Source organism: Flavobacterium sp. N3904, from assembly GCF_025947305.1.
Taxonomy (GTDB): domain Bacteria; phylum Bacteroidota; class Bacteroidia; order Flavobacteriales; family Flavobacteriaceae; genus Flavobacterium.
In genome coordinates, this window is sequence record NZ_CP110009.1 from 4030291 (window position 1) to 4048844 (window position 18554).

The 18554-nt window shown below is 32.7% G+C and carries 16 protein-coding genes; 13 read left to right on the forward strand and 3 right to left on the reverse strand.

From position 1 onward, the window contains the following. Positions 1 to 59 precede the first annotated feature (59 nt). Genes OLM57_RS17190 through OLM57_RS17200 form a run of 3 tightly spaced genes read left to right on the forward strand, consistent with a single transcriptional unit; the run spans position 60 to position 1564 of the window. The gene (locus tag OLM57_RS17190) at positions 60 to 602 is read left to right on the forward strand and encodes an RNA polymerase sigma factor (RefSeq protein ID WP_264564914.1); all 543 of its coding nucleotides are present in this window, start codon (positions 60 to 62) and stop codon (positions 600 to 602) included. A gap of 33 nt (positions 603 to 635) precedes the next feature. Then, a complete protein-coding gene (locus OLM57_RS17195; protein WP_264564915.1) occupies positions 636 to 1052 on the forward strand; it encodes a hypothetical protein in 417 nt (138 codons plus the stop codon). 53 nt (positions 1053 to 1105) lie between these two features. Further along, the gene (locus OLM57_RS17200; protein WP_264564916.1) at positions 1106 to 1564 is read left to right on the forward strand and encodes a sensor of ECF-type sigma factor; all 459 of its coding nucleotides are present in this window, start codon (positions 1106 to 1108) and stop codon (positions 1562 to 1564) included. A 59-nt stretch (positions 1565 to 1623) separates the two neighbouring features. Here the strand turns inward: OLM57_RS17200 and OLM57_RS17205 are convergent, their stop codons facing one another. After that, on the reverse strand, positions 1624 to 2688 hold the full coding sequence (locus OLM57_RS17205; RefSeq protein WP_264564917.1) for a WD40/YVTN/BNR-like repeat-containing protein: 1065 nt from the start codon (positions 2686 to 2688) through the stop codon (positions 1624 to 1626). Positions 2689 to 2804: 116 nt separating this feature from the next. On the opposite strand from OLM57_RS17205, the gene OLM57_RS17210 reads away from it, so the two are divergent. From OLM57_RS17210 to OLM57_RS17220, 3 genes are all read left to right on the forward strand, one after another. Beyond that, entirely contained in the window at positions 2805 to 4067 is a 1263-nt protein-coding gene (locus tag OLM57_RS17210; protein WP_264564918.1) for a hypothetical protein, read from the forward strand. 124 nt (positions 4068 to 4191) lie between these two features. After that, positions 4192 to 6162 (forward strand): KUP/HAK/KT family potassium transporter, encoded by a 1971-nt coding sequence (locus tag OLM57_RS17215; RefSeq protein ID WP_264564919.1) that lies wholly within the window; start codon positions 4192 to 4194, stop codon positions 6160 to 6162. A gap of 104 nt (positions 6163 to 6266) precedes the next feature. Beyond that, positions 6267 to 7484 carry an RsmB/NOP family class I SAM-dependent RNA methyltransferase gene (locus OLM57_RS17220; protein ID WP_264564920.1) on the forward strand — a complete coding sequence of 406 codons (1218 nt, stop codon included), beginning with the start codon at positions 6267 to 6269 and terminating at the stop codon, positions 7482 to 7484. Between the two features lie 122 nt (positions 7485 to 7606). Here the strand turns inward: OLM57_RS17220 and rho are convergent, their stop codons facing one another. Further along, positions 7607 to 9436, reverse strand: coding sequence for a transcription termination factor Rho (gene rho / locus OLM57_RS17225; RefSeq protein ID WP_264564921.1), 1830 nt, complete (start codon positions 9434 to 9436; stop codon positions 7607 to 7609). Between the two features lie 183 nt (positions 9437 to 9619). On the opposite strand from rho, the gene OLM57_RS17230 reads away from it, so the two are divergent. From OLM57_RS17230 to OLM57_RS17240, 3 genes are all read left to right on the forward strand, one after another. Beyond that, positions 9620 to 10033 carry a DUF4293 domain-containing protein gene (locus tag OLM57_RS17230; RefSeq protein WP_264564922.1) on the forward strand — a complete coding sequence of 138 codons (414 nt, stop codon included), beginning with the start codon at positions 9620 to 9622 and terminating at the stop codon, positions 10031 to 10033. 157 nt (positions 10034 to 10190) lie between these two features. After that, the gene (locus tag OLM57_RS17235) at positions 10191 to 10853 is read left to right on the forward strand and encodes a response regulator transcription factor (RefSeq protein WP_264564923.1); all 663 of its coding nucleotides are present in this window, start codon (positions 10191 to 10193) and stop codon (positions 10851 to 10853) included. Between the two features lie 61 nt (positions 10854 to 10914). Next, positions 10915 to 12603 (forward strand): tetratricopeptide repeat-containing sensor histidine kinase, encoded by a 1689-nt coding sequence (locus OLM57_RS17240; RefSeq protein ID WP_264564924.1) that lies wholly within the window; start codon positions 10915 to 10917, stop codon positions 12601 to 12603. A gap of 6 nt (positions 12604 to 12609) precedes the next feature. Here the strand turns inward: OLM57_RS17240 and OLM57_RS17245 are convergent, their stop codons facing one another. Continuing rightward, on the reverse strand, positions 12610 to 13107 hold the full coding sequence (locus OLM57_RS17245) for a metallophosphoesterase family protein (protein ID WP_264564925.1): 498 nt from the start codon (positions 13105 to 13107) through the stop codon (positions 12610 to 12612). 238 nt (positions 13108 to 13345) lie between these two features. Here OLM57_RS17245 and truA point away from each other — a divergent pair, with 238 nt between their 5' ends. The 4 genes from truA (at position 13346) to lpdA (ending at position 18394) form a co-directional block, all read left to right on the forward strand. Next, positions 13346 to 14080: a tRNA pseudouridine(38-40) synthase TruA gene (gene truA, locus OLM57_RS17250; protein WP_264564926.1), complete on the forward strand. Its 735-nt coding sequence runs from the start codon at positions 13346 to 13348 to the stop codon at positions 14078 to 14080. 42 nt (positions 14081 to 14122) lie between these two features. Then, positions 14123 to 15877: an ABC transporter ATP-binding protein gene (locus OLM57_RS17255; RefSeq protein WP_264564927.1), complete on the forward strand. Its 1755-nt coding sequence runs from the start codon at positions 14123 to 14125 to the stop codon at positions 15875 to 15877. Positions 15878 to 16011: 134 nt separating this feature from the next. After that, the gene (locus tag OLM57_RS17260; protein ID WP_264564928.1) at positions 16012 to 16596 is read left to right on the forward strand and encodes an NUMOD4 domain-containing protein; all 585 of its coding nucleotides are present in this window, start codon (positions 16012 to 16014) and stop codon (positions 16594 to 16596) included. Between the two features lie 409 nt (positions 16597 to 17005). Then, entirely contained in the window at positions 17006 to 18394 is a 1389-nt protein-coding gene (gene lpdA, locus OLM57_RS17265; RefSeq protein ID WP_264564929.1) for a dihydrolipoyl dehydrogenase, read from the forward strand. Positions 18395 to 18554 lie beyond the last annotated feature (160 nt).

Sequence of the window (18554 nt, forward strand, 5' to 3'; positions counted from 1 at the left end):
TTTTGAATATGGATTAAACCTTTTTAATTCATTGCTGTCTAATTTTAAAAATATAGAAATTGCAGGAAGAAAAGGAATTCATTGGTAGTTTATTGAACCCAAAAACGCAAAATGAAGCGTTTCAAAAACTCCTACGCGAATTTCAAAAACCGTTGTACAATCATATTCGAAATATTGTTTTAAATCATGATGATGCTAATGACGTTTTGCAGAATACATTTGTAAAAGTCTTTCAAAATTTAAAAAATTTCAAAGGTGAAAGCAAACTTTTTTCATGGATGTATCGCATTGCTACTAATGAAGCTCTAACATTTTTGAAACAAAAAGCTAGAAAAAGTGGCATCTCTTCTGTAGAATTACAGAACAAAACAATAGACAATTTGAAAGCAGATGTCTATTTTGATGGAAATGAAATTCAAATTAAACTCCAAAAAGCAATAACATTATTGCCGGAAAAACAACAATTAGTCTTTAAAATGAAATATTTTGAAGAGTTAAAATACGAAGAAATCTCAGAAATATTAGGCACATCGGTTGGAGCTTTAAAAGCCTCTTATCATCATGCAGTAAAAAAAATAGAAGCATTTGTCACCACCAATTAAACCTTTTATATCCGATTAAGTCTTATACACATTATGAAAACATTTAAATTAGACAGCGAACCAAAAATAGAAACAGGATTTAAAACTCCTGAAAATTACTTTGAAAATTTTTCTGCTCAATTTTCAGAAAATTTTCCAAAACAAGAGGTTAAAGTAATTTCTATTTTCAGAAAAAGAAGAACCATTCTTATGGCAATTGCCGCTGTTTTGGTACTTGCGTTAATGATACCAATAGTATATACAGCAGAATCGAAAAGCAAAGAACTTGATTCGGCAACTTTAGAAAATTATCTGGCGGAAGAATCAAATATAAACCAATACGAATTGATTGGAGAAATTGAACCTGAAACAAAAATAAGTAACACAAGCAAAAACGAACCAGAAGCCGAAACATTAGAAGATATTTTGGCTACCAATCCAAACATTGAAAATCTAGTAATCGAAAATTAAACACAAACATCAAAGCATCAACACAAAAAAGCAACAATACAAAAATAAACACCATGGACTTTAAAAAATTATATCCCATACTATTTTTATTTATATCCTTTAGTTTTTATGCCCAAGGCGAAAGATTTAAAGAAAAAAAAGAACAAATTAAAGCAATGAAAGTGGCTTTTTTGACTACCGAATTAAATCTTACTGCAAGTGAAGCCGAGAAATTCTGGCCCATTTATAATACTTATGATGACAAGCAATTTGAATTGAGACATCAGAAAATGAAAAGTTATTTTAAAAGAATGGAGGATGACGAACTCGATAAATTATCTGAAAAAGAGGCAAACACCCTTTTGACACAAATTGAAACCAATGACGAAGAACTATTTAATTTAAGAAAAAAATGTACAAGTGATTTAAAAGGAATTCTACCTTCAGTAAAGATCATAAAACTAAGAAAAGCCGAAGAAGATTTCAACAGAAAATTACTTCAACAGTATAGAGATAAAGGTTTGAGGAAATAACATACAATTAATTCGATTTAATTCCTGTTTTATAAAATCCATTATAAAACAGGAATTTTTTATTTAAAACGAATTCGAATCACTGTATTATGTCCTGCAGCAATTGCGGTATTTTTATCAATAAACCGAATGGTAAACAAATTGGGATTTGGATCAAACAATACCCAGGAAAAACCGCCATCCGAAGAATAATAAAGCCCCGAAGCTCCAAAAACTACAAGTCCTTTACCATTAGAATCCGGAACGTACTGAACACAGGAAGCATATCCAAATCCCTGATTATCGCCGATGAGTTTCCAAGTTTTACCTCCATCAGCTGTGATTGCTTTGTTTTCAAAATTTTGAGTTAGAACTTCATAATTACCTCCTGCAATAAAACCGGTTTTTTTATCATAGAAATCGGCAGTAAAAATTCCCGTCATTTGTTTTCCTTGCACAATTGGCGTTTCAAAAACTTGCCACGAATTTCCTTTATCCGGAGAATAAAAAACCCTGGATTTGATTCCTCCCGAGACAATCCATGTGTCATTTTCTTTTACAACAATATTAGTATTGCTGGCGGCAAAATGAGCTTCACCTTCAAAAATTTTAGGTAATTTAGTATTAGGAATCTTGCTCCAGGTGTTACCGCCATCTTTGGTTGTAATTATCGAAAGACAATCTGCAGTTGGATCGCCAATTGCTATTCCTTCTTTGTCATTCCAAAACTGCATGCTATCATAGAACACTTTTTTATCATTTTCCTGATACACTAATTTGTTTTGGGTTCCATTTTTATTTATTTGATACAACAATGCCGGATTTGCCACATTCAAAACATAAATAAATTTAGACGTTTTTGCTATACTTCTAAATTCAATTTTCAAGGTATCTTTTGAAATAACATTTTCTGTCTTTTTTTTGGATTTAAAATCATAAAAACCAAATCTTCCTTTGTCTCCTGCATACCATACTTTATCGTTATCAATCAAAAGAGCCCTGATATTTATTTTATCTTGAAATAACGTATCAATTTGAATCGTCGTAAAACCAGTTGCTGCAATTTTATTCTTTTCTGAATTTTGAGCAACAGCACAATACAACCCATTAAAAAACAGCACACTTACAAGAAAATTTCTCATCATAACTTAATTATTTCTGACAAATATATAATTTTATTCAACATCTATTAACGGTTTAATTTATTTCTGGCATAATTGTTGAACATATATTAAAACAAAACAATTAACTAAAATTAGCCATGAAAACAAAAATACAAATAGCCGCAATTATCTTTACTTTTTTTGCTTCACAAGCAAATGCACAAGATATAACAACAGTAAATGCAATGAATTCTGAAATTAGCGATAATTTAGACCTAAAAGCAGTATCATCTATTTTTGGAGACTCAGAGAATTTAAAAGAATTTGAAAGACGATTGAATGATCCCAAAATACAAATTTCAAATTTAGACTTAAACAACGACAATAGAGTTGATTACTTAAGAGTAATTGAATCTGTAGAAAAAAGAACACACGTAATAATTATACAATCGGTTCTTGGACGCGATTTATACCAAGATGTGGCTACAATTGAAGTAGAAAAAGACAAACGCAACAATATTTCGATTCAAATCGTAGGAAACACTTACTTGTATGGACAAAATTATATTTATGAGCCTGAATATTGCTACACTCCACAAATCTACACAACTTTTTGGGCTAGTTATTACCAGCCCTATTATTCTTCTTGGACCTGGAATTTTTATCCAACTTACTATTATTCATGGAATCCATATCCTATTTACAGATACAGACAAAATGTTTACGGATGTGTAAATTACTCCAACAATTATAATTATGTAAACTACAGAAGAAGCAACAGAGCTATCGTAATTTATAAGTCAAACAGCTGTAACGGCTATGAAAGACAACATCCAGAATATGCGTTTTCTAAAAGAAATTATCAAATCTCAAATCGATATGAGTTAGATCAAAAAAGATACAATACCAGCAACTCCAGAAATGAGATTGCTTACAACCGTAATAATTCAAACTACTCTGGAAATAAGTCAAATTCACAAAGGGATTATTCGCAAAACAGAACCAGTACTACACGAGATAATTATACTCAAAAGGCAGAAACTCAAAGAGATTATTCGCAAAACAGAACGAGTACTACAAGAGAAAATTATACTCAAAAGGCAGAACCTCAAAGAGATTATTCTCAAAATAGAGCAAGTTCAACAAGAGAAACAAGTACTCAGAGAACAGAACCTCAAAGAGATTATTCCCAAAACAGAGAGAGTTCGTCAAGAGAAGCAAGTACTCAGAGAACAGAACCTCAAAGAGATTATTCTCAAAATAGAGCGAATTCATCAAGAGAAACTAATACTCAAAGAGCAGAACCTCAAAGGGACAATTCTCAAAACAGAACAAGTGCTCCAAGAGAGAACAACACACAACGAACTGAATCACAAAGCAGTAACAACAACTCTTCCAGAAGTTCAAACAGAAGAGCATAAATCATAATAAAATCAAAAGAAAGGCTTTGTAACAACATACAGAGCCTTTTTTGTTATTTTAAAAAATAAGTCTCTCTTTTTTATTTTAAAATAGTAAATTTGACAAGTTTTTTAAAAATTTTAAATGAGCGCAACGCACAAAGACCTCCACAGTAAATTAACGTTAGGTGGACTATTAGTTTCTTTAGGAATAATTTATGGAGATATCGGGACTTCTCCATTATACGTAATGAAAGCCATATTAGGCGATTATATAATAAATGCAGATGTTGTTTTAGGCGGAATTTCAGCAGTTTTTTGGACATTGACTCTTCAAACTACTATTAAATATGTACTAATTACTTTGAGTGCTGATAATCACGGTGAAGGTGGAATTTTTGCATTGTATGCTTTAGTAAAAAAAACAAAAATCAAGTGGCTCATTGTCCCTGCAATTATAGGAGGAAGTGCATTACTTGCCGATGGAATTATAACACCACCGATCTCAGTGTCTTCAGCAGTAGAAGGAATGAGGACTTACTTTCCGCATATTAATACCGTTCCGATTGTAATTGGAATATTGTTTGTATTGTTTACTATACAACAATTTGGAACCAAGTTAGTAGGTAAATTTTTTGCTCCAATGATGTTAATTTGGTTCGGAATGCTAGCCGTATTGGGAATTTATCAAATCTCTATACATCCTGAGGTTTTCAAGGCCATTAATCCTTATTATGCCTACCACCTATTATCCATTCATCCAGAAGGTTTTTTTGTTCTTGGTTTTGTTTTCCTTTGTACAACCGGGGCTGAAGCTTTGTACTCTGATATGGGGCACTGCGGTAGAAAAAACATTCGAATAAGCTGGATTTTCGTAAAGACTGCATTGGTTCTTAATTATTTTGGGCAGGCTGCCTATTTAATACATCATGAAGGAGTTACATTACAATCATTAGGAGGTGATTTTGCTAATCCTTTTTACTTAATAATGCCAGAATGGTTCAAACCCTTTGGAATTGTAATCGCTACTGTAGCCACAGTAATTGCATCTCAAGCCCTTATTTCAGGCTCATTTACCTTGATAAATGAGGCAATGAGATTGAGTTTTTGGCCGAAAGTCAAAATTAAATATCCTACCGAATTAAAAGGGCAATTGTACATTCCATCCATAAATTGGTTGTTATTTATAGGTTGTGTTGGTATAGTTTTACACTTTCAAGAGTCTAGCAATATGGAGCATGCCTATGGTCTTGCCATTATACTTTGCATGATAATGACCACTATTTTGCTTAACTTTTATTTAATTATGAAAAGAGTAAAATGGTATTTTTTTGTGCCACTGATTACTATTTACTTAGCAATTGAATTGAGTTTCTTGGCTGCTAATATTACCAAATTTGCTGAAGGAGGTTATGTAACACTTTTTATCGCGTTAGTATTAATTGGTGTAATGACCATTTGGTACAGAGCCAAACAAATTAATAAAAGCTATACCAAATTTGTAAAAATTGATGATTACAAAAAAGTACTTGCCGAATTAAGTGCTGATTTATCTATTCCTAAGTATGCTACACATTTAGTTTACATGACCAATGCCAACCGCAGCGATGAAATAGAAGAAAAGGTAATGTTCTCTATTTTGCAAAAAAGACCAAAAAGAGCCGATATCTATTGGTTTGTCCACGTAAATATCTTGTCTGAACCTTATAAAACTGAATACAAAGTAAAAGAAATCCTTAAAGACGACCTGTATAGAGTTGATTTTAATTTAGGATTTAGAGAGCCTACCAAAATAAACCTTATGTTTAGAGAAGTAATCAGAGATATGGTAAAAAATGGAGAAGTGGATATCACCAGTAGATACGAATCATTAAATAAAAACAATATTATTGGAGACTTTAAATTTGTTTTGTCTGAAAAATTCCTATCCAATGACAGCGATTTATTATGGCACGAAAAACTAATAATGAATTCTTATTTCTTTATTAAAAAACTAAGTTTATCCGAAGAAAGTGCTTTTGGCTTGGACAGTAGTTCCGTTAAAATTGAAAAATTCCCTATGGTACTCCATCCTCCAGAAAATATTGGATTAACGAGAGTCTATTCAAAAAGCTAAAATAAATACATAAAACACTGTTTAAAAGACAGTGTTTTTTTTGATTCTAATATAAATATTAGTTTTAACCAATAAATAGTACCTTTGCACTTCAATTATTTAAAATGAGATTACACAGAAATTTAGTTTATACTACTATCGACGCCCTAAACGCTATTTTTAACGAAGGAGAATATGCCGATAAAGTAGTAGCAAGATCCCTAAAAAAAGACAAACGTTGGGGAAGTTCAGATAGAAAATTTGTTGCCGAAACCATCTACGAAATTGTACGTTGGAAAAGATTATACGCCGAAATAGCCGAAGTAAAAGAACCATTTGACAGAGACAATCTTTGGAGAATGTTCTCGGTTTGGGCTGTATTAAGAGGATATCCAATACCCGATTGGAGACAATTGGAAGGAACACCTGAACGCAAAATAAAAGGCCGTTTTGACGAGCTTTCAAAAATAAGGGCTTTAAAAGAATCCATTCCGGACTGGATGGATGAATTGGGGGTAAAAGAATTAGGCGAAAAAGTTTGGGCTACCGAAATAGCAGCACAAAACCAACCTGCCAAAGTTATTTTGAGAGTAAACACCCTTAAAACCACTAAAGAAAATCTTAGAGCTATTTTGATGGATTTAAACATCGAAACAGAATTCTTAAAAGACCAACCAGATGCATTAGTTCTAAAAGAAAGAGCCAATGTTTTCTTGACTGATGCTTTCAAACAAGGTTTTTTTGAAGTACAGGATGCCAATTCACAATTGGTTGCACATTTCCTTGATGTAAAACCCGGAATGAGAATAGTTGACACTTGTGCCGGTGCGGGAGGAAAAACACTTCATATTGCTGCTTTGATGGAAAACAAAGGACAGTTAATAGCCATGGATCTTTACGAAAGCAAATTGAAACAACTCAAATTAAGAGCCAAAAGAGATGGAGCTTTTAATATAGAATACCGCATTATTGACTCCACAAAAGTGATCAAAAAACTACACGAACGAGCCGATAGAGTTTTGATTGATGCTCCCTGTAGCGGATTGGGTGTACTGAAAAGAAATCCAGATGCAAAATGGAAATTACAACCTGAATTCATCGACAATATCAGAAAAGTGCAGGCGGAAGTTTTGGAAAATTATTCCAAAATTGTAAAACCAGGCGGAAAATTAGTTTATGCAACCTGTTCTATTTTGCCTTCTGAAAATCAAGAACAAGTCGCACGTTTCTTAACAACAGATATTGGCAAACAATTCAACTTTATTAAAGATCAAAAAATATTGGCATCAGAATCTGGTTTTGATGGTTTTTATATGGCTTTATTCGAGAGAAAAGAAAGTTAGAAAAACAAATAGTTCGCACAAAAAAAGTCCTTGAAAAATCGAGGATTTTTTTTTGTGCATTTTTTTAGAATCCTTTTTAAACAAATTAAACTCTTATACTTTTAAACACTCAAACCTTCGTCCTAATCATTCATAGAAATAAGGAACTCATCGTTATTTTTGGTTTTTTTGAAACGGTCATTAATAAAATCCATTGCTTCTACAGGGTTCATATCCGACAGGTATTTTCGCATAATCCACATTCTTTGTAGTGTCTTTGGATCTAATAACATATCGTCACGTCTTGTACTTGAAGAGGTTAAATCGATAGCAGGAAAAATACGTTTATTGGCAATTTTTCTATCCAATTGTAACTCCATATTACCGGTACCCTTAAATTCCTCAAAGATAACTTCATCCATTTTTGACCCTGTTTCGGTCAATGCTGTAGCTATGATACTTAAAGACCCACCGTTTTCAACATTACGTGCAGCTCCAAAGAAACGTTTTGGTTTTTGCAATGCATTGGCATCCACACCACCGCTTAATACTTTTCCCGAAGCAGGTTGTACCGTATTATAAGCTCTGGCCAAACGCGTTATTGAATCTAAAAGTATAACTACATCATGACCACATTCTACCAAACGCTTTGCTTTTTCGAGAACGATATTAGCAATTTTCACATGCTCCTGTGGTTCTCTGTCAAATGTAGAAGCTATTACTTCTCCACGTACACTTCGCTGCATATCGGTAACCTCTTCCGGACGCTCATCAATCAACAATACTATTAAGTAAACTTCGGGATGGTTTGCAGCTATTGCATTGGCAATTTCCTTAAGCAACATTGTTTTTCCGGTTTTGGGCTGTGCAACTATCATTCCACGCTGTCCTTTTCCTATCGGAGAAAACAAATCAATAATGCGAGTTGAAATAGTACTTTGTTTTTCGGCCAATCTGAATTTTTCAGAAGGAAAAACAGGGGTTAAATGTTCGAAAGAAACCCTATCGCGAACAACTTGCGGATCGTGACCATTTATTTTTAAAACTCTAACAAGCGGAAAAAATTTCTCCCCTTCTTTTGGAGGTCTAACCACACCTTTTACAGTATCGCCCGTTTTGAGACCAAACAATCGCACTTGAGAGGTTGATAAATAAATATCATCGGGTGAAGCCAAATAATTATAATCTGAAGAACGTAAAAAACCATATCCGTCAGGCATCATTTCCAGAACCCCTTCACTTTCTATAATTCCATCAAATTCAAAATCAGAGTCTTTGAAATTGCTTTTCTTGTTTTTGAAATTTGGATTTTGATTTTGATTGGGGTTAGAATTTCCGTTTTGATTTGGATTTTGATTCCCATTTTGGTTTGGAATCTTTTTATTTAATTGATTAACTTCGTCAGTTCGCTTTCGCTCGTGTGGAATTATCTTTTTTTGTGGAATACTTGATTCAGAGCTTTCTGTGACTACATCTGTTGTATCATCTGTTGTTGCAACATCAGAAGTTATACTCTCATTATCAATTGCATTAGCGGCTTCTTTTAATGCTTCTTTTTCTCTTTGCAAAGCCATTTTTTTCTCATAGGCCGATTTACTGAACTTTACAATCTTGCCTTCTTTTTTCTGAATCGGTGCCGAATTCTCTGTATTGACTATTGCTGGTTGCTCAACAGTTTCAGATTCAATTGCAACTGGGATATCATTCTGAATTTCTTCACTATTTAATGACTGAGAATCAGCAATGACTTTGGCAACCGAGCCTTTTTTGGCAGGTGTGATACGAGCTCTTTTGGGTTTTTCCTCATCTACAACTTTTTCAATAGTTGGTTCTGAAGTAGCAACTTGATGTTCTAAAATTTGACTGATTAAAGTGTCTTTTTTTACGCCGTTGAACTTAATGGTTTTAGCTGTTTTAGCTATTTCTTGAAGCTCAGAAAGCTTCATTTCTTTTAATACAGAAATATCAAACATGAATGTTCTATTTGTTTAATTAATTTGGAAATAATGCAAAAGATTTTTTAGGAGTATCTTCATTTAAATCAACCGCAGTATGAAGTGCTTACGGTATTGTTATGCAATAATACAAATAAAATTTATCATACAATAGCTTTTATTAAAAAGAAAATATATTTTTGTAAAACATTTTTCAAGAACATGATACAAAGAATTCAAACTATATATTTATTTCTTGCTTTTTTAGCCGTTGGCGTTTTGCCTTATATTTTCCCCTTATGGGTTTTAAATAATGGGAAAGATTATTATTTTATGCAAAACCAATTCTATGTTATTTTATTAGGATTGAGTACTGCAATAACGGTTTACAGCATTATATCTTTCAAAAAAAGACAAACTCAATTTGTATTAAACAGATTGAACATCATATTAAATTTGATTTTATTAGGATTGTTTGTATATCATTCACTAAATATATCTGGAGAAGCAGTTGCTGTTTCTAAGAAAGGTATTGGGATGTTTCTACCTATCTTTGCTATTGTAGTATTAGTTTTTGCTAATAAGGCTATCAAGAAGGACGAGGATCTTGTAAAATCTGTGGATCGGTTGAGATAAACCTATAAAATTAATTTATTAATGTGCGAAGAAAACCCGACTGAAATAGCTCGGGTTTTTTTATGAAACATTGTTTCATCTTTATTTAAAAATAATAAAAATTAGTACAGTCAAAGAAACTTTTTTTTTCATAAATTTGAATACAGTAATAGAAAATATGACAAAGAATATTAGAATTCATCTAGCAGACGATCATCAAATAATTATTCACGGAATTCAGACATTACTTCATACCGTACCTAATTTTAAGGTTGTTGGTTCTTCATTAAATGGCACTACCATATTTGATGATGTCACAAATAATCACGCTGATGTACTTGTTTTGGATATAAGTATGCCAGAAAAAGACGGAATTGAAGTAGTCAAAGAATTTGCAGAAAAAGGATTTCCCTGCAAAGTCATTATTCTATCTAGTTATGATGATCTAAAACTAATAAAAGAAATCATGGATTTGGGCGTTAGCGGCTATTTGACCAAACAATGTGCCGGTGATAATATTATTGAAGCTGTGCATGCTGTCTCCAATGGTGAAGAATATTTTTGCGAATCTATTCGAGCAAAAATATTTACCAATGCAACCAAAAACAACCCAAAACTAAGTACATACAAACCCAATGTAAATCCGTTACTGACAGAACGCGAAATAGAAATCATTATATTGATTGCTTTAGAATACAGTGGTAAAGAAATAAGTGAAGAGCTTTTTATAAGTATAAATACCGTAGAAACTCATCGAAAAAATATCATGAAAAAACTTAAAGCAAGGAACACAATTGGCATTGTCAAATATGCCATGAACAATCACTTGATTATTTCTTAATTTTCAATAAAAAAATCAAATCTGTACACTATAATTTTGAATACAGTTTGCACTATAATATATGATTCAAAATAGATATTACTTTTTATTTATATTTCTAATCTATTTTAGTCATCAATCGCTTGCTCAAAACAAAACGCTTTCAAAAAAAGAAATCTCTCGATTAATAAATGATGCCAGTATAAATAGGAAAACTGGTGAATATGAAAAATCATTATTAAAATCAAGAGTTGCTCTAGAACAAGCTAATAAAAATAAGGATAATGATTTAATTGCCAATTGCTATTTAATCATAGCGGCCAATTTTGACGAATTAACAGAACCCTTAAAAGCATTACACTATTACAACCTTGGTCTTTACTATGTTAAAAAAACAAATAATAACATTTTAAAAAACCAGTTTTATAATAATTTAGGCAACATCTATTGTTTTGATAAAAAGCAATACAATAAAGGAATTTATTATTATAAAAAATCACTACAACACAGTCAAAAAATACTAGACAGAAAGCAAATATTCCTAACCAACCTTAATATTGTCTGGGCCTATTTTGATAATGGAAATTATGAAGAAGGATTGCCTTATTTGGAATACATCAACAAATATCAAATTTTAGATGGTGACGACTCAACCATTGTAGCTTTAAACATGCTCAATGGCATGTATTATAGCTATACAAACGACATAGAAAAAGCAACTTCCTCTTTTGAAAAAGCCATAGAACTTGGCACTATTGGAAATGAAAAATCCGACCTATCCTACTCTCACTTAGAATACTCAAAATTTTTAAATAAGATTAAAAAACCTCAAAAAGCGTATGAAAATCTTATATTATATAACAAAATTACCGATGAACTTCACATTGACGAAAAGCTAAACAAAGCCAACATAGTAGGTATTAATCTAGAAATTGATCATTATAAAAGAGAAATTGATAAAATTGAAACAACTTATAAAACAAAACAAAACAAACTCATTGAAGAACAATCCAAAAATAAAAAAATTGTCATTGTTGTTCTTTTTCTTTTAATATGTATAATAATTTTTCTCTATTTTTTCTTCCAAAACATTCGTTTGAAACAAAAAAACAAACTCAAAGACTTCCAGAGTAAAATACAAGAAAACATCATCAATGCGTCGATAGACGGTCAAGAATTGGAAAGAAAAAAAATTGCCGCATTTTTGCATGACAACATAAGCTCCTTACTTTCTTCAGCAGGGTTGCATCTTAATGTTTTTACCTCTCAAAACGTTACCCAAACAGAAGAAATAAGCAAAACCAAAGAAATTCTTGAAGAAGCCCATAACCAAATCAGAAATTTGTCCCACGAATTAATGCCTTCACTATTAGTAAGATTTGGCCTTCTTTATGCACTAGAAGACTTATGCGAAAAAACATCCAATTCTAGAATCAAAATCGAATTCAGTTCCCATATCGATATAAAAAAACGTTACAATGAAGATTTTGAAATGAAACTCTATTTTATAATCACCGAATTAATCAATAACATCATAAAACACAGTAATGCAACCAAAGCAAAAATCATTATAGAGGAAAACGAAAATAAATTGCAAATAATCACGACAGACAATGGAAATGGCTTTATAGATAACGAGTTCAGACTATCTGAAGGGTTTGGAATCAATCAAATCAGAGCAAGAATTAATAACATGAAAGGTGAATTTATCATTAATTCTATTCTAAATAAAGGAACCACAATTACATTAAAAATTCCAATTGTAAAATAATTGGAATCATCCTTTTTTATCTATTTCAATAATTTCCAAATTTTTAATTGCCTCTCCATCAATCTCAAAACGAAGCATCGTTCGCACTTGATGAAAACCACTTTTCCCCGCTGCACCTGGATTCATGTGCAATAGATTATTCTTTTTATCAAAAATTACTTTCAGAATATGCGAATGCCCACAAATAAACAACTTTGGAGGATTACTCGCTATTTCAGCCTTCAATGCCGGATTGTATTTTCCGGGATAACCGCCAATGTGCGTGATCCAGACATCGACGCCTTCACAAAAAAAACGGTTGTGCAACGGAAATTCCAAACGCGCTTGACTATCATCAATATTACCATAAACACAACGCAACGGTTTCAGCTTTTTAATCGTATCAGTAACTATTAAATCTCCTATGTCTCCAGCATGCCAAACCTCATCGGCTTGATGAACATATTTCAAGATCGTGTCATCTATATGACTGTGCGTATCAGAAAGCAGAAGAATCTTTTTCATATTTTTAGGAGCTACTTCCTGCTTTACACTTCAATCTTTTTATTTTTAAAGAAAAAATAAAAAGGATTTCCGTTTCAATCAGGGCTATGGCATTTGAGCAAAAATAGACATTCTAGTTTTAAATAAAAAACAACCAACCAAGATACATTCTTTGTAAATTTGCCGATATTAACTCTTTCAATGGACACTTTTCAGCATTATTGGCTGAATACTGAACACTGAATACTGTACACAAGCCTTGAGGTATTTTATAAAACTAGCATACAACGGAACAAATTATCACGGTTGGCAATACCAACCCAATGCAGCTTCTGTTCAGGAAACGATGAACAAAGCTTTTTCGGTAATTCTAAATACTGAGATTAATCTTATGGGCGCCGGAAGAACCGATACCGGTGTTCATGCCAAAGAAATGTATGCCCATTTTGATTTGGAAACTGCATTTGACATTCCGAATACAATACACAAACTCAATTCTTTTTTACCGAAAGACATTGTTGTATATGCTATTTTACCTGTTGCCGACGAAGCACATTGTCGTTTTGATGCTACCAAAAGAACTTATGAATACCACATAAATACTTTTAAGAATGCCTTTCTTCAAGAGCAAAGCTGGTATTTTCATCAAAAGCTGGATTTGGATTTAATGAATGAGGCTGCAAAATCATTACTGAACCATACCGATTTTCAGTGCTTTTCTAAAGTCAATACCGATGTAAACACATTTGATTGCAGTATATTTGAAGCGTATTGGAAGAAAGTGGATGATAAATTAATTTTTACCATTTCGGCCAATCGTTTTTTACGAAATATGGTTCGATCCATAGTGGGAACCTTAATCAATATTGGCTTACACAAAATTACTTTGGATGATTTTGAGAAAATTATAGAAAGTAAAAATAGAGACAAAGCCGGATTTTCGGTTCCGGCACATGGGTTATATTTAACCAAAATAGAATACGATTATTTATAGCTTTAGGCAATAAGCTTAAAGCTTAAAGCACAAAACAAATAAATGAAAGCAAAAGCATTTGATACCCGCTTATTCAAGAGAATATTAAAATATACCAAACCCTATCAATGGCGTTTTAATGGTGTGATCATTTTCGCCATTTCATTATCCGTTTTTGCAGCACTTCGCCCTTATTTATTGAAACAAACGGTGGACAGTTACATACAACCCAAAGATCAAAATGGGTTATTGGTTTATATTACATTAATGGGAATTGTGCTTTTATTGGAAGTTTTCTCCCAATTTTTCTTTGTGTATTGGGCCAACTGGCTGGGACAGGATATTGTGAAGGACATTCGGGTAAAACTATTCAAGCACATTTTAAGTTTTAGAATGAAATATTTTGATTTGGTTCCTGTGGGCCAACTCGTAACGCGTTCTGTATCTGACATTGAAGCGATTGCCCGTATTTTCAGTCAAGGATTATTTATGATTATAAGTGATTTGATGAAAATGCTAGTAGTCCTCATTTTCATGTTTTATATGAACTGGAAACTAACATGGATTGTGATTGTTGCGATGCCTATTTTGGTTTTTATCACTCGAATTTTTCAAAAAAAGATGCAAGTTGCCTTTGAGGAAGTACGAACTCAAATTGCCAACATGAACTCATTTGTGCAAGAAAGAGTAACAGGCATGAAAATAGTTCAGCTGTTTCATCGAGAAGACATTGAAGCCGAAAAATTTAGGATAATCAATGACAAACACAATAGAGCATGGATAAAAACCATTTTGTACAACTCGATTTTCTTCCCCATTGCCGATATTATTTCGTCATTAACCCTAGGATTTATCGTTTTATATGGAGGTTTTCATATTTTAGAAGGTGATACTTCGACTACTTTTGGGGATTTATTTTCGTATACCATGTTCATCGGAATGTTGTTTAACCCGTTGCGTCAAATTGCGGATAAATTTAACGAAATGCAATTGGGAATGATTGCCGCCAACCGTGTTTTTGACATATTGGACACCCAAGACCAAATTCAGGACACGGGAACAATCGAAGCGCCTTTATTTGACGGAGAAATCCGTTTTGAAAACGTACATTTTGGCTATATCCCAAATGAAGAAGTGATAAAAGGAATCAATCTTGAGGTAAAAGCAAGCCAGACTATTGCCATTGTGGGCTCTACAGGAGCAGGAAAATCAACCATCATTAATTTATTGAATCGCTTTTATGAAATCAATAGTGGTTCAATATTCATCGATAATCACAATATAGAGAATTATACTTTGAGTTCGTTACGTAAGCAAATTGCAGTGGTTTTGCAGGATGTTTTCCTTTTTGCCGATACCATTTATAACAATATAACGCTCAACAATCCAGAAATTACTAGAGATCAAGTTTTGAATGCAGCCAAAAAAATAGGCGTTCATGAATTCATTATGAGCTTGCCTGATAATTATGACTTTGATGTAAAGGAACGCGGTGTAATGCTGTCGTCGGGACAACGCCAGCTTATTGCTTTTTTGCGTGCATTTGTAAGTAATCCAAGTATTTTGATCCTTGATGAAGCAACATCATCAATCGATACCTATTCGGAAGAATTAATCCAACGAGCAACCGAAACCATTACCAAAGGCCGAACTTCAATTGTAATTGCACATCGATTGGCAACAATTGTCAATGCTGATAAAATTGTGGTTATGGACAAGGGACTCATTGTAGAACAAGGAACGCATCAGGAATTAATAAACCAAGAAAAAGGATATTATAAAAACTTATATGATTCGCAGTTTTCAGTTACAAATTAATTTTAAATTAAAGAAAATTATCACAATATCTGTAATTATATTGTCAAAATCACAAAGAAACACCTTAAAAACACTCAGTTAACACATTAAATACATTTATTTGAATATCTTTGGACATCTAAATTCAAATTCAAATGCCACAAATTAGAATTTATCCAAACGAACAATTTAAAGAAATACAACTCGATTACTCTTTAAAACTTCGATATGCCATTTCAAACAAAGGCCGATTAATTAGTTTTTCAGAGAACATAGAAGATTGTCGTCTATTGAAAGGATCTTTAAGTGATGGTTATCCAACTTTTTCATTCCGAATCAAAAAAGACGGTAAAACCGTTAGCAAATGTTTATTTCTTTATAAACTAGTAGCTCAATATTTTATACCGAAACAGTCTGAGGAACAAACGTATGTATTACATTTAGATTATAGTCGAAATAACGATGATGTCAATAATTTACGTTGGGCTACTAGAGCTGAAATGATTGACCATAGGAATAAAAGTCCAAATATAATTCAAGCCAGAAAAAATCTAATCGAACACAACTTAAAAGCTGACGGAAGAAAATTAACAACAATTAGAGTCATGTTAATCAAAAAGATTTTAGCCCGGCCAGAACAAAAAACACGCCTAAAAATGATTGCCAAACAATTTGGTGTAAGCGAAATGCAAATCAGACGTATTGCAACTGGTGAAAATTGGGGACATGTAAAGATTTAATTATTAGTTTTTAAACAATTAACAATCCCTATTATCTCCCCTAGCAACCGATAGTTTTTTTTTGAAAAAAAAAGACTTCGCTATTCATATAATTTTATAAGCATCTAATTAATTTAATTTGTAACCAATAGCATATTTCACTCTTCCTGAAAACCAATTCTACTACTTATTCTAAAATTAAAAATCAAAGTCAGATCTATCACAAAATAGAGTAAAACTTTGTTCTTCCTAAATTTTTCCATAATCAAATAAATCCTTAAATTCGCAATCTCAATTTATTATTACAATAAGCATTAAAATGAAACATGGTTTTCATGTTCCATTTTTATTAATTAATAACAAATACAAAAAAAATGACACGAGCATTAGCGACTGCATTTTGTACAAATAACAAATAAACAAATACAAAATGAAATACGATATTATAGTTTTAGGAAGTGGTCCTGGAGGATATGTTACAGCAATTAGAGCCTCTCAATTAGGATTTAAAGTGGCTGTAGTAGAAAAAGAAAACCTTGGTGGTGTGTGTTTGAACTGGGGATGTATTCCAACTAAAGCATTATTAAAATCAGCTCAGGTTTTTGATTACTTAAAACACGCTTCTGATTATGGATTGACTGTTTCATCATTTGACAAAGACTTTCCAGCAGTGGTTCAACGTAGCCGTGGGGTTGCTGAAGGAATGAGCAAAGGAGTTCAATTCTTGATGAAAAAAAATAAAATAGACGTTATTGATGGTTTTGGAAAACTGAAAGCCGGAAAAAAACTAGACGTTACCGATAAAGACGGAAAAGTTACTGAATACAGTGCTGATCACATTATCATTGCTACTGGAGCCCGTTCACGTGAGTTACCAAACTTACCTCAAGATGGTGTAAAAGTAATTGGATACCGTCAAGCAATGACATTGCCAACCCAACCAAAATCGATGATTATTGTAGGTTCTGGAGCTATTGGAGTAGAATTTGCACATTTTTACAATTCAATGGGAACAGATGTAACCATTGTAGAATTTATGCCAAATGTAGTTCCTGTAGAAGACGAGGATATCTCAAAACAATTTGAGCGTTCTTTGAAAAAAGCAGGAATCAAAATTATGACCAACTCATCTGTTGAAAGAATTGATACAGCTGGCGCAGGAGTAAAAGCATTTGTTAAAACGGCTAAAGGTGAAGAAGTTCTTGAAGCGGACATTTTATTGTCTGCTGTTGGAATCAAAACTAACATCGAAAACATCGGATTAGAAGAAGTTGGAATCGCTGTTGATAAAGATAAAATCTTGGTAAACGCTTACAACCAAACTAATATCCCAGGATACTATGCCATTGGTGACGTAACTCCAGGGCAAGCATTGGCTCACGTAGCTTCTGCTGAAGGAATCAATTGTGTGGAGAAAATTGCAGGATTGCATGTAGACCCTATCGATTACGGAAACGTTCCTGGATGTACCTATGCTACACCAGAAATTGCATCTGTAGGTTTGACTGAAAAACAAGCTAAAGAAAAAGGATACGAATTAAAAATTGGTAAATTCCCATTCTCTGCTTCAGGAAAAGCCAAAGCTGCTGGAACTCCAGATGGTTTTGTAAAAGTAATTTTTGACGCAAAATATGGCGAGTGGTTAGGATGTCACATGATTGGAGCTGGTGTTACCGATATGATTGCAGAAGCAGTTGTTGCTCGTAAACTGGAAACTACTGGACACGAAATCTTAAAATCGATTCACCCTCACCCAACAATGAGTGAAGCAGTTATGGAAGCTGTTGCTGATGCTTATGGAGAAGTGATTCACTTGTAAAAAAGTTTTTTTTTTGAAAGTCATCACATTGAAATTTAATCACATAACATTATAAACACATAAACAAATGACACCCCGATAGGAATTATTTCAAATCGGGGTTTTATTATAAGTATATCTCTATAATTTTTATAGAATTAATATATTATATAATTTTGAA

Bases quoted from the DNA above. Each gene is read 5' to 3' on its own strand.
- OLM57_RS17195 (WP_264564915.1), top strand. From the start codon at position 636: ATGAAAACATTTAAATTAGACAGCGAACCAAAAATAGAAACAGGATTT.
- OLM57_RS17200 (WP_264564916.1), top strand. From the start codon at position 1,106: ATGGACTTTAAAAAATTATATCCCATACTATTTTTATTTATATCCTTT.
- OLM57_RS17205 (WP_264564917.1), bottom strand. From the start codon at position 2,688: ATGATGAGAAATTTTCTTGTAAGTGTGCTGTTTTTTAATGGGTTGTAT.
- OLM57_RS17210 (WP_264564918.1), top strand. From the start codon at position 2,805: ATGAAAACAAAAATACAAATAGCCGCAATTATCTTTACTTTTTTTGCT.
- OLM57_RS17215 (WP_264564919.1), top strand. From the start codon at position 4,192: ATGAGCGCAACGCACAAAGACCTCCACAGTAAATTAACGTTAGGTGGA.
- OLM57_RS17220 (WP_264564920.1), top strand. From the start codon at position 6,267: ATGAGATTACACAGAAATTTAGTTTATACTACTATCGACGCCCTAAAC.
- rho (WP_264564921.1), bottom strand. From the start codon at position 9,436: ATGTTTGATATTTCTGTATTAAAAGAAATGAAGCTTTCTGAGCTTCAA.
- OLM57_RS17230 (WP_264564922.1), top strand. From the start codon at position 9,620: ATGATACAAAGAATTCAAACTATATATTTATTTCTTGCTTTTTTAGCC.
- OLM57_RS17235 (WP_264564923.1), top strand. From the start codon at position 10,191: ATGACAAAGAATATTAGAATTCATCTAGCAGACGATCATCAAATAATT.
- OLM57_RS17240 (WP_264564924.1), top strand. From the start codon at position 10,915: ATGATTCAAAATAGATATTACTTTTTATTTATATTTCTAATCTATTTT.
- OLM57_RS17245 (WP_264564925.1), bottom strand. From the start codon at position 13,107: ATGAAAAAGATTCTTCTGCTTTCTGATACGCACAGTCATATAGATGAC.
- OLM57_RS17255 (WP_264564927.1), top strand. From the start codon at position 14,123: ATGAAAGCAAAAGCATTTGATACCCGCTTATTCAAGAGAATATTAAAA.
- OLM57_RS17260 (WP_264564928.1), top strand. From the start codon at position 16,012: ATGCCACAAATTAGAATTTATCCAAACGAACAATTTAAAGAAATACAA.
- lpdA (WP_264564929.1), top strand. From the start codon at position 17,006: ATGAAATACGATATTATAGTTTTAGGAAGTGGTCCTGGAGGATATGTT.